Raw genomic sequence first — 15378 nt, 5'->3', positions numbered from 1 at the left:
ATCCTATTAACACTTATAATTCAGCGACTTAATGTTAGCAGCAAACGACAACATCCGCTCCAAAGGCTTAAATGCTCTCTCCCTTAATTCATCGTTAATAAATATTTCATGTAATTCACCTTCTTTTTTTAATCCTTGTTCAATAGTTTTTAAGCTATTCATTGCCATCCAAGGACAATGTGCACAAGTACGACAGAACGCACTCTCACCTGCCGTTGGCGCAATATAAAATGATTTGTCTGGACATGCTTGCTGCATTTTATAAAAAATACCTTTCTCCGTTGCCACAATTATTTGCTGATTAGACAAATTTTGCGCAGCTTGAATCAATTGACTGGTTGAGCCAACTGCATCCGCAAAATCGACAACAGCTGCTGGGGATTCTGGATGCGCTAATATTGCCGCATTAGGATACAACATTTTCATTTTCTTCAAGGCTTGAATTTTGAATTCATCATGTACAATACAACTACCTTGCCAGCAAAGAATATCTGCCCCGGTTTTTCTTTGTACATAATTACCTAAATGACGATCCGGCGCCCAGATAATTTTTTGTCCTTGACTATCTAAATAGTCAATTAATTCAACTGCAATTCTGGAAGTTACAACCCAGTCAGCTCTAGCCTTAACCGCGGCAGAAGTATTAGCATAAACAACCACTGTTCGCTCTGAGTGTTGTTCACAAAATTCCGCAAACGGCTTAGCGGGACATCCTAAGTCTAACGAGCACTCCGCTTTCAATGTTGGCATTAATATTGTTTTTTCAGGATTTAAGATCTTGGCCGTTTCTCCCATAAATCTAACTCCAGCAACAACCAAAGTCGATGCGGGATGTAGTGAGCCAAAACGTGCCATTTCCAGTGAATCAGCTACACAACCACCGGTTTCTTCGGCTAGAGCTTGAACGTCAGGATCGGTATAATAATGCGCGACTATAACCGCATTTCTCTTTTCCAACAATAGCTTAATAGATTGTTTACAATGTTTTTTTTCACTATCCGTCAACGGTGCTGACTTAACAGGAAATGGATAACTGGCTAAATTGAAATCAATAAAATTAGACATTTTTCACTCACTTGTTTAGTATTTATATTCAAAGCAATCCTTTTTAGCAAAAAAAACTATTTATTCGCTTATTTTGTTTCATATACTAAACAAGATAATCAATATTTAAAATTTTGTCGCTTAATTTTTACTATAAAATTGCACTAGATAACCGATTTATCCATCGGTAAAAATCAATACTCTTTTTCACCCGCATTCAGTATTCAGATAATATGAAATTAGCTTTTGGCTGAAATAGTAGCAATATCTTTAGATGGTGGGTCGTACAGGATCACTCGGCCTATGGCCTCGCCCTGTGGGTCGTTGTGCAAAGCACAACGCTGTCTCGCTGCGCTCGGCTTGAACCTACACAGCTTCTCATTCTGTACTCGCATTGCGATATATTATTTTTGGTTTGTTGGAAAGCATGAAGATATCTTTAGATGGTGGGTCGTACAGGATCACTCGGCCTATGGCCTCGCCTGCGGGTCGTTGTGCAAAGCACAACGCTGTCTCGCTGCGCTCGGCTCGAACCTACACAGCTTCTCATCCTGTACTCGCATTGCGATATATTATTTTTGGTTTGTTGGAAAGCATGAAGATATCTTTAGATAGTGGGTCGTACAGGATCACTCGGCCTACGGCCTCGCCCTGCGGGTCGTTGTGCAAAGCACAACGCTGTCTCGCTACGCTCGGCTCTAACCTACACAGCTTCTCATCCTGTACTCGCATTGCAATATATTATTTTAGTTTCTTTGGAAAGTTATAACAGATCTTTAGATGGTGGGTCGTACAGGATTCGAACCTGTGACCAATTGATTAAAAGTCAACTGCTCTACCGACTGAGCTAACGACCCATCTGAAGTTACCTGAGGTGATGGCCGAGTATATTACTTATTTTTACTAAGGGTGCAATTGTTTTTTTACCGAATGAATTTAAATGCTTATTAATCACACAATTATCCCCGAAATAAACAGCAGTATATACTTCGGGGCTATTCATTAGAGTGATGCTAATTTTTTCTCTGCCAATTGCGCACTCGGACTGCCAGGATACGCTTTAATCACTTGTTGATAAACAACACGTGCTTTATCATTTTGCCCTTTTTCTTGCATCAATAACCCTACTTTATAAAGGGATTCTGCCCCTTTGGGTGAATTAGGGTAGTTTTTAACGACGGTAGCAAAATAAAAAGCCGCATCATCTTTATTTCCCTGATTATAATTCAACTGTCCAAGCCAATAATTAGCATTGGGCTGAAGATTAGATTTAGGATAAGTCTTGATAAAATGCTGAAAAGAACTAATTGCCTGCGCAATCTGCTGTTTAGATTTGCTCTTGATAGCAAGTGCAACCGCCGAATCATAGTCAGCCTTTTCATTCGCTGGTTTAGCCGTGGCAACAACATTGCTGCTATTATTACTATCAGTATTTGCCTTGACTTTGTTTGTACCAGTGGACAATGAATCCAACTGCATATAAAGATCTTTTTGTCGCTCAATAACTTGACTTAATTGATATTGGTTTTCTTGAATTTGGCCACGCAAGGTATCAATGTCGCGCTGAGCATCCGATAACTGCTGCTGAATTTGATATAATAATTGCCCTTGAGAATTAACCGCTGTCTCAATTTGCAGAAGACGATCATTGGTAGAGCCTGAGCCGACATTAATGATTGGCGCTTGGGCAGTAGCGACTGCTGGAGCCGCTACGCCAACCAATAACGACAGAGTCAAATAAAGATGTCTGAAGTTACTGTTCATGTAATACTCTTAATATGCCAGTACCGCACGACGATTTTTAGCATATGCTGATTCGTCGTGACCTAGTACAGCCGGTTTTTCCTTACCATAAGATACGATAGCAATTTGCTCACCGTTTACGCCTTTGCTCTGCAAATACATTTTTACCGCATTAGCACGACGCTCACCAAGTGCAATATTATACTCTGGTGTGCCCTTTTCATCGGCATGTCCTTCAACAGTAATTTTAACTGAAGGGTTACCACGCAGGAAAGTTGCATGTTGATCTAACAGTTGTGCATATTCTGGGGTGACATCGTACTTATCGAAACCAAAGTAAACAATGTTGTTGCTTTGCAATTCTTGCATCTGCTGATGAGCCAATTGCTCTGCAGACAAGCTAGCATTACTATCTGCTACATTGTTTTCAGTACCTGTCTTGTCATTGCCTTTTTTTGAGCTACATGCTGCAACGGCTAGCATAGGTAACGCTAACATTAGCCCTTTAAGCACTTTATTCAATTGCATCTTGTTCGATCCTTTAATAGTTATTACATACTTATTATTATGCATCACAAATACGGCGACCAGGCAGGAAATTTAACCTGTCCATCTGTCGCCGGCAGACGCGCTTTGAAACGCCCATCCGTTGATACCAATTGTAATACAGTACCTAACCCTTGTGAGGAGCTATAAATTACCATAGTACCATTAGGTGCAATACTCGGCGTTTCATCCAGAAACGTATCCGTCAAATATTCAACGTTACCCGTTGCCAGATCCTGTTTAGCAATGTGCTGTTTACCATCACTCGAGTTGACCATTACCATAAACTTACCGTCAGGGCTGACGCTTGGATCCTGGTTTTGCTTGCCTTCCCAAGTAATACGCTCTGGCACACCACCATTAATATTCAGTTTGTATATCTGTGGACGCCCAGCTTGATCAGAAGTATAAATAAGTGTCTGACTATCTGGCATCCAATTTGGTTCAGTATTGTTACTGCGACCATCGGTTATTTGGCGAGTTTGACCACTAGCCAAATCCATTACATACAGATTTAAACTGCCGCTCTTTGACAGAGCAAAAGCCAGCTTGGTTCCATCAGGGGAGAAGGTAGGTGCACCATTATGCCGTGGGAAAGCGGCAATTTGGCGGACTTCCCCCGTTGCTAATGTTTGTATAACCAACGCAGAACTGCCGCTTTCAAAGGTTACATAAGCTAATTTTTCACCATCAGCTGACCAGGCTGGAGACATAAGGGGTTCGGGCGAACGGTGGACAGTAAATTGATTATAACCATCATAATCTGAAACCCTTAATTCATAAGGAAACTTTCCACCATTGGTTTTCACTATATAAGCGATACGAGTGCGAAATGCACCTCGAATACCGGTTAATTTGGCAAACACTTCGTCACTAATAGTATGTGCTGCATAGCGTAACCATTTTGCCGCCACTTTCAATTGATTTTGCGTTAATACAGTGCCAGGAGAGTTCACCACATCAACCAATTGATAGCTAATAATATATTGACCATCAGCAGCAGGTTGTACCTGGCCAACAACAACCGCGTTGATACCTAATGCCGTCCAAACAGTGGGGGTGACTTCCGATGCGGTGGTTGGTTGTTGAGGCATATGACTGGGATCAATCGGATTAAATTTACCGCTATTTCGTAAATCAGCCGCAACAATTTGTCCTACATTGTCGGGTAAAGTGCCTGTTCCCGTCCATTTAAAAGGCACAATAGCAATAGGCTGTGCTGTATTGATACCTTGAGTAATTTCAATACGAATTTCTGCCTGAGCATATGCCGCCCATAGTATTAGAAAACCTAATAATAATTTAAATGCCTGCTTCATTTTTTCTCCCTTATCACGTATTCACGTCCGTAATAATTAGCTTGAATATTAACAAAGGTGAATACACAAAACCAGATAACTGAAAAACTTTTGTTAATTTTCCTAGCCTTATGCTATTCATAACTCTCATTTACTAAGGTTTGAAGACTAAAGTACTTCCCTGTTCATTAAATGCATCATAAATACTACGACTAGGCGGTTTAGGCATTATCGCTGTCTTGGCTGCACGTATCGCTGCGTCGCAGAGTGATTGATCATTTGCTGCACTACTTTTAGCTGCAATACTAATTAACATGCCGTCAGGAGCAAGTTTTATACTTAATTCGCATGTTTTGCCGCTATAAATATCAGCATCATAAAATTTGCTCTGAATCGCGGCTTTGATCTTACCCGCATAATTAGCCACATCTGAACTAGATGCCCCGCTTCTTCTATTTCCTCCTTGACCCGCCGCTGCTGCACCTCCTGTTTGCTGAGTTGGCTGTTGAGCAGTTAATCCGCCGAGCAGATCTTCAACCGCAGCAGCCTGTTTTGCTGCATCGGCTTTTTTCCTAGCTGCCAGTGCCTTAGCGGCTTTTTCAGCTTTTTCTTTGGCCTCGGCTTGTGCTTTAGCCTTGGCTATTTCAGCTTCTTTTTTAGCTTGCGCTTCTGCTTTCGCTTTTGCCTCTGCCTGCTCTTTTATTAGCCGCTCTTGTTCTGCTTTAGCTTTAGCAGCAGCCTCTTCAGCGATTTTCTGTTGTTCTTTGGCTTTCTTGGCCGCTTCTTCTGCTTGCGTGCGTTGTTGCTCGGTTTCTCGTTCTATTTTAATACGCTCCTCTTCAACCATTTTTAAGCGTTTTTGTTGTTCTTCCTGCTGTTTTTGTAGCTCTTCTTCCTGTTGTTGCAGACGTTTCTTTCGCTCAGCATCGGCTTGTTTGGCACTAGTTTGCTGCCGTTGCAGTTGATTATACTGTTCTATTACAGCGCCTGGATCGACCATAATAGCATCAACTACTTCACCGCCTTGACCGCCACCACCAAGTTTAATAATTTCATTCAATGAACCCAAAATAATAAAACTAAATAGTAAAACGTGAAGTATTATAGAGAGTACGACAGAGCGACTCAGTTTATTTTTTTGCTCTTTTGTCTTTCCCACAACAGAATTCCAAACAAGTAATTATGCAATTACATCAAATAGGCTGAGTCATAAAGCCAACCGATTTAATGCCAGCTTGATGAAGTATATTTAGCGCTTTAATAACTTCTTCATAAGGTACATCTTTAGCGCCGCCAATTAAAAAAATGGCCTGCGGATTTTTTACCAATGCGGCTTTTGTTATTGCCGCAATCTGTTCTGGCGGTAAAAGCTCTTCACGATGACCATCAATAATGACACTGTATTGCCCTACGCCAGAGACTTCAAGAATAATGGGTGGATTATCACTGCCTGACACAATTTCTGCTTGTGCCGCATCGGGTAATTCTACTTTCACACTTTGCGAAATAATCGGAGCCGTTGCCATAAAGATCAATAACAATACTAACAGTACATCCAATAAAGGAACGATGTTAATTTCAGATTTCAGTTCACGTTTATGTCGAGTCCGTGCCATCTCTCTGTTCTCCGCATTTATTGCTTTTCAGAAGCAAAAGCTTGACGATGCAAAATGGCTAAGAATTCTTCCATAAAATTGTCATAACTTTGTTCCAATTTATTGACTCGCTGATTCAGTCGGTTATAAGCCATTACAGCTGGAATGGCGGCAAACAAGCCGATTGCCGTTGCAATTAAGGCTTCAGCAATACCCGGAGCGACCATTTGTAATGTTGCCTGTTTAACCGAACCTAAAGCGATGAAAGCATGCATAATTCCCCATACGGTACCAAATAATCCAATATAAGGACTTATTGATCCTACTGTACCTAAAAAGGGAATATGCGCCTCCAATGATTCTAACTCACGATTCATTGATATTCGCATAGCTCTAGATGCGCCATTCATTACTGCTTCTGGGGTATGAAGATTAGCTTGGCGTAAACGAGCAAATTCTTTAAAGCCAGAATAAAAAATCTGTTCTGATCCGGTTAATGTATCACGCCGAGCCTGACATTCTTTATAGAGACGTGATAGCTCAATACCGGACCAAAAACGATCCTCAAAAGCTTCCGTTTCTCGAGTTGCTGCATTTAAAATTTTGCTTCGTTGAATAATAATAGCCCAAGAAGCAATAGAGAATCCTATGAGGATCAACATGATAAGTTGAACCAAAAAACTCGCTTTGAGGAATAAATCTAAGATATTCATGTCAGCCACTGCTTAAACTCCGCGACAATAGACTCAGGAAGCCCGATTGGCTTCATTTTAGAGGTATCAATAGAAACAATAATTATTTCTGCTGTGCAAATTTCTTTTCCTTGCTGATTAATTAATCGTTGCAGAAAAGTCAATGAGGTACGTTGAACATGGTTAATTTTTGTTTCAACGGTTAATAAATCATCCAATTTAGCAGGGTATAAATAGTCAATTGTCATTTTACGTACGACAAAGGCTAAATTTTCTTCTCGTAATTTCTGCTGTTCAAATCCTTTTTCTCGTAACATTTCCGTTCTAGCACGCTCGAAAAAATGGGCATAACGTGCATAATAGACTATACCTCCCGCATCAGTATCCTCGTAATAAACACGGATAGGCCAGCAAAACAGCATATTTTTACTCCCCTCGCTATCAATTAATTACCCGTCACTATACTTAAGTGAATCATCTATTGGAATGATTTATAAATAAAGTTACAAAAAAATAGTGAAATATAAACTTATTTTAAGAAATGAAACTCATACGCAAGAAATAAAATAGTCCGCAAACTAGGATCAAAACAGCAGGTAATGGATGAAAAAAATAACGCCAAAACGCTTTGTTAGGTAAAAACCCAATACCAATGATTATCCCACTACAAGTTGCCCAAATTAGCAATAACCCCTGCCATGTAGCAAGAGAACTGGTATTTGCGGCAAATAATGTTGGATCCCAGAGAACACAAAAAGCCATGGCAAATGCCATAAAGAGAATAAGGATCCGAAACGGACCCTTATTCATTAATGTGTAGATTTTATCTACCATTATCATTCACCAGTATGTTTAGCTTTGTTAGCCGCATTAGCTTCTACTTGCTCTATAGCCAGAGCTGCAATTACAGCGAAACTACAAGCAAGTAGCGTTCCTAAAATCCAAGCAAAATACCACATGCTATTCGGTCCTTAATATAATGAATGCTTGTTATTTTCAATATGCGTTTTGTCAATCCGACCAAACATTTTGTAATAACACCAAATTGTATACGCCAATATAATTGGCACAAAAATGATGGCAACAACCGTCATCACTTGTAATGTAAATAAGCTTGAAGTGGCATCCCAAATCGTCAAACTGGCATTAGGCTGTATACTTGAAGGCATAATGAATGGGAACATACTAATGCCGAAAGTTAAAATAATACAAGCAATTGTCAGTGATGAAAATAAAAATGCCCACCCGGCTTTATCAAGCTTAGTGCCTAAGATAGTTAGTATTGGAAAAATTAAGCCCAGCACAGGTAATGCCCATAGCCCTGGATTATTATTAAAATTAACCAACCATGCCCCTGCTTCTTTAGCTACTTCTTTATGTAGCGGATTAGAAACAGCATAGGTATCAATGCTACTTTTAATTGCATAACCATCAATCCCATATACCAACCAAAAGCCAGCGCCAGCAAAAGTAATTAAGGTGAAAAAGGCGGTGAGATAAGTGATATTACGTGAACGTAAATGTAATTCACCTACCGTACGCATTTGAAGATAAGTCGCACCTTGGGTAATTATCATCATTACAGAAATAATGCCCGCTAATAAACCATAAGGATTGAGTAACCCTAAGAAAGAGCCGGTGTAATTCAAATACAATTGGTCATTGACTGCAAAAGGAACGCCCTGTAACAAATTGCCAAAAGCAACACCAATGATCAGCGGAGGTACAAAGCTACCAATAAATATGCCGCGATCCCACATATTGCGCCATTTGGAATTCTCAAGCTTTGAACGATAGTCAAACCCTACTGGTCTGAAAAATAGTGACGCCAAGACTAATATCATGGCAACATAAAAACCTGAGAATGCCGCTGCATAAACCATCGGCCAAGCCGCAAATAGTGCACCACCCGCAGTCACTAGCCAAACCTGATTGCCATCCCAATGCGGTGCGATTGAATTGATCATGATGCGACGCTCAGTATCTGTTTTTCCCATAAATGGTAATAAGATACCAACACCCATATCAAAACCATCAGTCACGGCAAAACCGATCAGCAACACACCAATCAGTAGCCACCATATAAATCTTAGAACTTCATAATCAAACATGAATGGACTCCTGTTTACTAAGCGTCTTGGGCTGAAATATTTTGTTGCTCATAATGATAACGACCTGTTTTAAGGCTACTCGGCCCTTTACGTGCAAATTTGAACATTAAGAACAATTCAATAACCAAGAACAAAGTATACAGACCACATATTAGCGCCATCGAGAAAATTAGATCTGCACTGCTTAATGATGAATGCGCAACTGCTGTCGGTAAAATTTCACCAATTGCCCATGGTTGGCGGCCATATTCAGCAACAAACCAACCAGATTCAACCGCAATCCATGGTAACGGAATACCAAACATAGCTAAACGCAAAAGCCATTTTTTATCACCAATACGGTTACGAATAACAGACCAAAATGATAAACCAAAAATAAGTAACATTAGGAAGCCACAAGCGACCATAATGCGAAACGCCCAGAATAGAGGTCCAACTTTAGGAATACTGTCTTTGGCTGCCGCTTTAATATGTTCTTCACTGGCATCAACAACATTAGGCGTATAGCGTTTTAACAATAATCCATAACCAAGATCTTTTTTATTTATATCAAATGCTTTTCGTGTAGCAGGATCGTTATCACCAGCCTGTAATCGTTTTAACAGGTCATAGGCTTTTATACCATTACGGATACGAACTTCATGTTGCGCCATTAAATCTTTTAAACCCAAAACCGGTGTATCGATAGAACGAGTGGTAATAATTCCCATTAACCATGGAATTTCCACTGCGAATTCATTTTTCATTTTTTCGCTATTGGGTATAGCAATAAGATTAAATGAGGCCGGCGGTGGTTGGGTTTCCCATTCAGCTTCAATAGCGGCTAACTTGGTCTTCTGCACATCACCCATTTCATAACCCGATTCATCACCCAAGACAATGACAGATAGTACTGAGGCGATACCAAAACTTGCCGCTATCGCGAAAGAACGTTTAGCAAAGGGACGATCACGGCCTTTGAGTAAGTAATAAGCACTGATGCCTAAGACGAACATGGCACCCGTACAATAACCTGCGGCAACGGTATGAACAAATTTAACTTGTGCCACTGGATTTAAAACTAATTCTGAAAAACTGAGCATTTCCATTCGCATGGTTTCAAAGTTAAAATCAGAAGCAATCGGGTTTTGCATCCAACCATTAGCAACTAAGATCCACAGCGCAGAAAAATTAGAACCCAGCGCAACCAGCCATGTGCTAGCTAAATGTTGGGTTTTACTTAAACGATCCCAGCCAAAAAGAAATAAACCAACAAATGTTGACTCCAGGAAGAACGCCATTAATCCTTCAATTGCCAGTGGCGCACCAAAAATATCACCAACATAATGGGAATAGTATGACCAGTTAGTCCCGAATTGGAATTCCATGGTCAAACCGGTTGCAACACCTAAGGCAAAGTTAATAGCAAATAACTTACCCCAGAATTTGGTCATATCTTTATATATCTGTTTACCTGAAATAACATATACCGTTTCCATTATGGCTAGTAAAAACGACATACCAAGTGTTAATGGCACAAACAGGAAATGATACATTGCAGTTAAGGCAAACTGTAACCGGGACAGTTCGACAATATCAAACATCTTGACTCCTTGCTCCTAGCAGGAAGACACCGACTTGCGGCGACCTGACTTTCATAATGCTAAAGATGAAAGCCTCATAACTACCAGCTTTATACATCTTAAAATAACGATAAAAAATTTATCAAAATACAACAAACATCTTAATAATAGTACACTTATATACACTTATAATAAATAGATTTAATACGATTAAGATTGAAATTTTGCGACTAAATCAACATACCGCTACATTTAAATACTAGCCAAATTTGATCTGCGCCAATTTTATTGAAAAATGAAAATAAAACCCATGTTATTATTTGATTTAAATCAATTTTTATTAAGATCATCAATAGATTAAATAACGGCTTATTGTTCAGTACTTGTTAATAAAATAGCCAATAATTCAAGCTAACAATTTAGCCGTTAGATGGCTTAGAATAACGGACCAAAATGTTACTTAACAAACCAGAAATAGGATCTTTACAATCCGCATAACGTCATTTTGCTAGTGAAAAATTAAGTTTACCAACATTTCTCACAGCCTAAAGATAAAAAAGCCACTATCTATGTGGCTTTTACTAATCATAGTATGAATCAGGTTATTTACTAGTCACTAATTAGTTAACGGCTATCCTATTCGGTTAAACTACAAACCGTTTTTACTCTACCACTTCAAAAGCAACAAACTTCTTATTTGCGCTATCTTTGCCACCAGCCACGCCTCGGTATTGTCTCGATGGATAAACGGCTAAAAATAGGTAAGGCGGGTAAATTTATTGCTACTAAAAGTATAGGCGCTGCAAAGTAAAGGCTACTATATTGTCTCGCTATCGATTGCCAATAACCTAAAAAACCCAGTGCAGTCGCATGCTGGATTTTTGCAAGGCCGATAGCCTGAATGATACTAGCCTATTTAACCAAGCCCTGATAGTCAGGACTTTTTTATTGTGTTTAAAAAATCAACTTAAACTAAACAATAGCCGGTACATCAAAATGCTCTTTGTTGTCGAAAGTTAATTCGATATTTCCTTCATTACCGTAACTGTCAACAACCTTAATAACAGGATTATTAATTACATCTTTCCAGCCGTGGCGAGATTTAGCGATGGTAGAGAAAATAATATTTTTATATAACACTAAGTAAATACTACCATTTCTATCATCTATATATTCTTTTCTTACTTTGGCATTACAGAGAAATTGCGTCATATTGCTATCAGTTGAACCATTATCAATTATATAAAAGCCATCGATATCAATAATGTCGTTCATTGAATACCATAAATTCAGGTTAAAATTATTATCCTGATATTTACCGATAACAGCACAGGGATAATGAGGCTCTTTTAATATAGAAAAACAGTTAAAAACACGAGGGCTCTTTAAAACACTCATTTCTTGGCTTACATCCCGATTTTTTATTGCTTTATAAGTAATAAGGTGTTCTTTGAAGAAATTATTTATACCTGTTTCTTTACTTGGAAAAATTTTGATAATTGAATTCATTATTTTTCCCTTGCCGGTAGAAGGATTACTGTTATAACCAAATACTTGATAATTTAAATCAGCAATGTCAGATAATACGCCCGCTTGTATCGTAATATTATCTTTATCACTGTAACGAATAGGTTCTCTAGCATTAATAGTAATATTTTTCGGGTTTTTAAATTCATTGCCTTCTTTGCCATTGGGGCCATTTTTTGTCGATGTACCAAACTGAGAGGTATTAAATTTACCCACCCCAGGAATATCAACACCACCAGCAATAACAATTCCGTTATCCTGTCTGTCACAGGAAACAAATTTACGGATACTAATAAAACCGTCATCCATTACTTCATTTTTTTCATTCTGCGCATTAATGCTTTGGATATATTCAATCACTTTATTATATCCATTATCTTTGTCGGATATTTTCCAGCCCGATTTCAACTCATTACCCGAAAAGAAGTCACAAAGAAAAATATGTTCTCTTACATCCTCTTCTTTTAAAGAAATAGGTGAAAGGTTTTTATCTACTATGCGTAGGGTAACCATAACCTCTACTTGATTTCTACCATTACCATAAATTGCCGCTTTATTATTAACTGAATTGGGAAAATCAATACTTAAATGGGTAAGTTGATAGAAATCTTGCCAAATATTATATGAACTCATAACAGCCTCCAGAAATTAAACAGGAAGAGATGTATTTTATAAGAAATTTAATTAAAGAAATTTTTAAATTCTTAATTTTTATATTCACATAATATTTTATACTTTACTATTTAATAAAAAATAAAAACCATGATAAATAAATTTAACTTAAGTAACAATTAGTTAGAATTAACAAAATATTATTTTATTGTTAAAGATAATATAAATTTATATTTATTAAGCTAAGATAAAATTATTATATTTAATGTTAATCATTTTTTATTTTATGGCTATTTTGCCAGCAGCATTTGATTGAATTATTTTTCATCGCCGCCCTAAAAGACTTAAGACTGGCAAATATAATTGATAAATATTTATTTTGCTGTTTTTGCTATAAAAACTAAATGACAGAATTAAAACTATAGCAGAATGATATATAAAACTCTTCAATAAGGGGTCAATATCTTGAGGAGTAAATCGTAACGTGGATAAAATGTGGATGATGTTAAAAAATCCATTTATACATCAATAAGTTATATAGCCAAAAAAGCCACTATCTATAGTGGCTTTTACTAATTATAGTATGAATCAGGTTATTTACTCGTCACTAATTGCTTAACGGCTGCACCAATCTCGGCTAAACTACGAACCGTTTTTACCCCTGCTGCTTCTAAAGCAGCAAACTTCTCATCTGCGGTACCTTTACCGCCAGCAATGATGGCGCCAGCATGGCCCATACGCTTACCTTTAGGTGCTGTTACGCCAGCAATATAAGCAACAACCGGTTTTGTGACATGTTGTTTAATATAAGCGGCCGCTTCTTCCTCCGCTGTACCACCAATTTCACCAATCATAACGATAGCTTCAGTTTGTGGATCTGCCTGGAACAGTTTCAATATATCAATAAAATTTGAACCAGGAATAGGATCACCACCAATACCAACACAAGTTGATTGGCCTAATCCTGCATCCGTTGTCTGCTTGACAGCTTCATAAGTTAATGTGCCAGAGCGTGATACAATACCGACTTTACCAGGTTTGTGGATATGTCCGGGTTGGATACCAATCTTACATTCACCCGGTGTAATAATACCTGGACAGTTTGGCCCTATCATTCTTACCCCAGTTTCATCTAACTTTGCTTTCACTGTTAGCATATCTAACGTAGGGATCCCTTCGGTAATGGTAATAATCAGTTTGATGCCGCTATTGATCGCTTCAAGAATCGAATCTTTACAGAAGCGAGCAGGAACATAAATTACCGAAGCAGTTGCACCTGTTGCTTTTACAGCTTCACGTACTGTATTAAAAACCGGTAATCCTAAATGTGTTGTTCCGCCTTTACCTGGCGTTACACCGCCGACCATTTTTGTCCCATAAGCAATCGCCTGCTCTGAGTGAAAAGTTCCTTGACTACCTGTAAATCCTTGACAGATAACTTTAGTATTTTTATCAATTAAAATAGACATTGCTTATTTCGCCTCCGCTGCTGCTACTGCCTTTTCTGCCGCATCGGTCAAACTGGTTGCCGCCGTGATCTTTAGGCCACTATCGGCTAACTTTTGCGCTCCTAGATCAGCATTATTGCCTTCGAGACGAACAATGACCGGGACTTTTACCCCAATTTCTTTAACTGCGCCAATAATACCATCAGCAATCAAATCGCAGCGAACAATGCCACCAAAAATATTAACCAAAACGGCTCTAACATTTTCATCAGATAAGATAATTTTAAATGCTTCTGTTACACGTTCCTTCGTTGCCCCACCACCGACATCGAGAAAATTAGCCGGTGCACCACCATGCAACTTCACAATGTCCATAGTTCCCATGGCTAAACCAGCCCCATTAACCATACAACCAATATTGCCATCTAAAGCAACATAGTTTAACTCCCATTCTGACGCATGAGCTTCACGCGGATCTTCCTGAGAAATATCACGCATCTTCTGTAATTCTTCTTGGCGGTAGAGTGCATTACTATCCACACTAAGCTTTCCATCCAGACAAATTAAATCCCCTTGCTTAGTTATGACCAGGGGATTAATCTCGATTAATGCCAGATCACGCTCGAGAAAAATTGTCGCTAATCCGATAAATATGTTGCTAAACTGCTCGACTTGTTTACCGCTCAAACCTAACTTGAAAGCAAGCTCACGACCTTGATAAGGCATAGGACCAGTTAAAGGGTCAATAATGGCTTTGTGGATAAGTTCTGGAGTCTGTTCTGCCACTTTCTCAATTTCAACCCCACCTTCAGTCGATGCCATAAAGACAATCCGACGAGTGGCACGATCTATTACCGCCCCTAAATAAAGCTCTTTATCAATATCTGTTGCTGCTTCTACCAAAATTTGATTAACAGGCTGTCCATGGGCGTCGGTTTGATAAGTGACTAAGCGTTTTCCTAACCAATTTTCAGCAAATAACCGGACTTCGTCGCGATTATTAACCACTTTCACACCACCCGCTTTGCCTCGGCCTCCAGCATGCACCTGACACTTTGCAACCCAAGGACTATTACCCAATTTTGTCGTGGCATCTTCTGCCTCTTTTACTGTTTTACAAGCATAACCGGTCGGTACTGGCAAACCATAACCGGCAAGCAGCTGTTTTGCCTGATATTCGTGTAAGTTCATGATGCTCTA

General features: G+C 38.9%; 15 protein-coding genes, 1 tRNA gene and 3 other RNA genes. All 19 read right to left on the bottom strand.

What is annotated here, in order from left to right; all coding sequences use genetic code 11:
• Positions 1–6: 6 nt before the first annotated feature.
• The 19 genes from nadA to sucC all read right to left on the bottom strand — a co-directional run bounded on the left by nadA (position 7) and on the right by sucC (position 15369).
• The gene (nadA, locus tag QE177_RS04915) at positions 7–1065 is read right to left on the bottom strand and encodes a quinolinate synthase NadA (protein ID WP_280551633.1); all 1059 of its coding nucleotides are present in this window, start codon (positions 1063–1065) and stop codon (positions 7–9) included.
• Positions 1066–1319: 254 nt separating this feature from the next.
• A non-coding RNA gene (locus QE177_RS04910) (RtT sRNA) lies at positions 1320–1447 on the bottom strand.
• Between the two features lie 41 nt (positions 1448–1488).
• A non-coding RNA gene (locus QE177_RS04905) (RtT sRNA) lies at positions 1489–1615 on the bottom strand.
• A 41-nt stretch (positions 1616–1656) separates the two neighbouring features.
• A non-coding RNA gene (locus QE177_RS04900) (RtT sRNA) lies at positions 1657–1784 on the bottom strand.
• Between the two features lie 41 nt (positions 1785–1825).
• Positions 1826–1901, bottom strand: a tRNA-Lys gene (locus tag QE177_RS04895).
• 145 nt (positions 1902–2046) lie between these two features.
• Positions 2047–2808 (bottom strand): tol-pal system protein YbgF, encoded by a 762-nt coding sequence (gene ybgF / locus QE177_RS04890; RefSeq protein WP_280551618.1) that lies wholly within the window; start codon positions 2806–2808, stop codon positions 2047–2049.
• A gap of 9 nt (positions 2809–2817) precedes the next feature.
• Positions 2818–3315: a peptidoglycan-associated lipoprotein Pal gene (pal, locus tag QE177_RS04885; protein WP_026822757.1), complete on the bottom strand. Its 498-nt coding sequence runs from the start codon at positions 3313–3315 to the stop codon at positions 2818–2820.
• Between the two features lie 44 nt (positions 3316–3359).
• On the bottom strand, positions 3360–4652 hold the full coding sequence (gene tolB / locus QE177_RS04880; protein WP_280551617.1) for a Tol-Pal system beta propeller repeat protein TolB: 1293 nt from the start codon (positions 4650–4652) through the stop codon (positions 3360–3362).
• Positions 4653–4785: 133 nt separating this feature from the next.
• Positions 4786–5790 (bottom strand): cell envelope integrity protein TolA, encoded by a 1005-nt coding sequence (gene tolA, locus QE177_RS04875; RefSeq protein ID WP_280551616.1) that lies wholly within the window; start codon positions 5788–5790, stop codon positions 4786–4788.
• A 34-nt stretch (positions 5791–5824) separates the two neighbouring features.
• Positions 5825–6247 (bottom strand): colicin uptake protein TolR, encoded by a 423-nt coding sequence (gene tolR / locus QE177_RS04870; protein ID WP_280551615.1) that lies wholly within the window; start codon positions 6245–6247, stop codon positions 5825–5827.
• A 17-nt stretch (positions 6248–6264) separates the two neighbouring features.
• The gene (gene tolQ, locus QE177_RS04865) at positions 6265–6948 is read right to left on the bottom strand and encodes a Tol-Pal system protein TolQ (RefSeq protein WP_225505573.1); all 684 of its coding nucleotides are present in this window, start codon (positions 6946–6948) and stop codon (positions 6265–6267) included.
• Positions 6936–7340, bottom strand: a complete 405-nt coding sequence (gene ybgC / locus QE177_RS04860; protein WP_280551614.1) for a tol-pal system-associated acyl-CoA thioesterase — start codon at positions 7338–7340, stop codon at positions 6936–6938. Before ybgC ends, tolQ begins: the two co-directional genes overlap by 13 nt.
• A gap of 112 nt (positions 7341–7452) precedes the next feature.
• Entirely contained in the window at positions 7453–7752 is a 300-nt protein-coding gene (ybgE, locus tag QE177_RS04855) for a cyd operon protein YbgE (RefSeq protein ID WP_280551612.1), read from the bottom strand.
• A 2-nt stretch (positions 7753–7754) separates the two neighbouring features.
• Positions 7755–7877 (bottom strand): cytochrome bd-I oxidase subunit CydX, encoded by a 123-nt coding sequence (cydX, locus tag QE177_RS04850; RefSeq protein ID WP_063657031.1) that lies wholly within the window; start codon positions 7875–7877, stop codon positions 7755–7757.
• Between the two features lie 12 nt (positions 7878–7889).
• On the bottom strand, positions 7890–9029 hold the full coding sequence (gene cydB, locus QE177_RS04845; RefSeq protein ID WP_280551609.1) for a cytochrome d ubiquinol oxidase subunit II: 1140 nt from the start codon (positions 9027–9029) through the stop codon (positions 7890–7892).
• 17 nt (positions 9030–9046) lie between these two features.
• The gene (gene cydA / locus QE177_RS04840) at positions 9047–10612 is read right to left on the bottom strand and encodes a cytochrome ubiquinol oxidase subunit I (protein ID WP_280551607.1); all 1566 of its coding nucleotides are present in this window, start codon (positions 10610–10612) and stop codon (positions 9047–9049) included.
• 951 nt (positions 10613–11563) lie between these two features.
• Positions 11564–12751, bottom strand: a complete 1188-nt coding sequence (locus QE177_RS04835) for a hypothetical protein (RefSeq protein ID WP_280551605.1) — start codon at positions 12749–12751, stop codon at positions 11564–11566.
• A gap of 572 nt (positions 12752–13323) precedes the next feature.
• Positions 13324–14199 (bottom strand): succinate--CoA ligase subunit alpha, encoded by an 876-nt coding sequence (sucD, locus tag QE177_RS04830; protein ID WP_280551603.1) that lies wholly within the window; start codon positions 14197–14199, stop codon positions 13324–13326.
• Between the two features lie 3 nt (positions 14200–14202).
• On the bottom strand, positions 14203–15369 hold the full coding sequence (gene sucC, locus QE177_RS04825) for an ADP-forming succinate--CoA ligase subunit beta (RefSeq protein WP_280551601.1): 1167 nt from the start codon (positions 15367–15369) through the stop codon (positions 14203–14205).
• Between the last annotated feature and the right edge of the window lie 9 nt (positions 15370–15378).

Source organism: Arsenophonus sp. aPb, assembly GCF_029873475.1.
Classification (GTDB): domain Bacteria; phylum Pseudomonadota; class Gammaproteobacteria; order Enterobacterales; family Enterobacteriaceae; genus Arsenophonus.
Note: the sequence above shows the minus strand (reverse complement) of the source record. Positions and strands in the feature narration are given on the sequence as shown.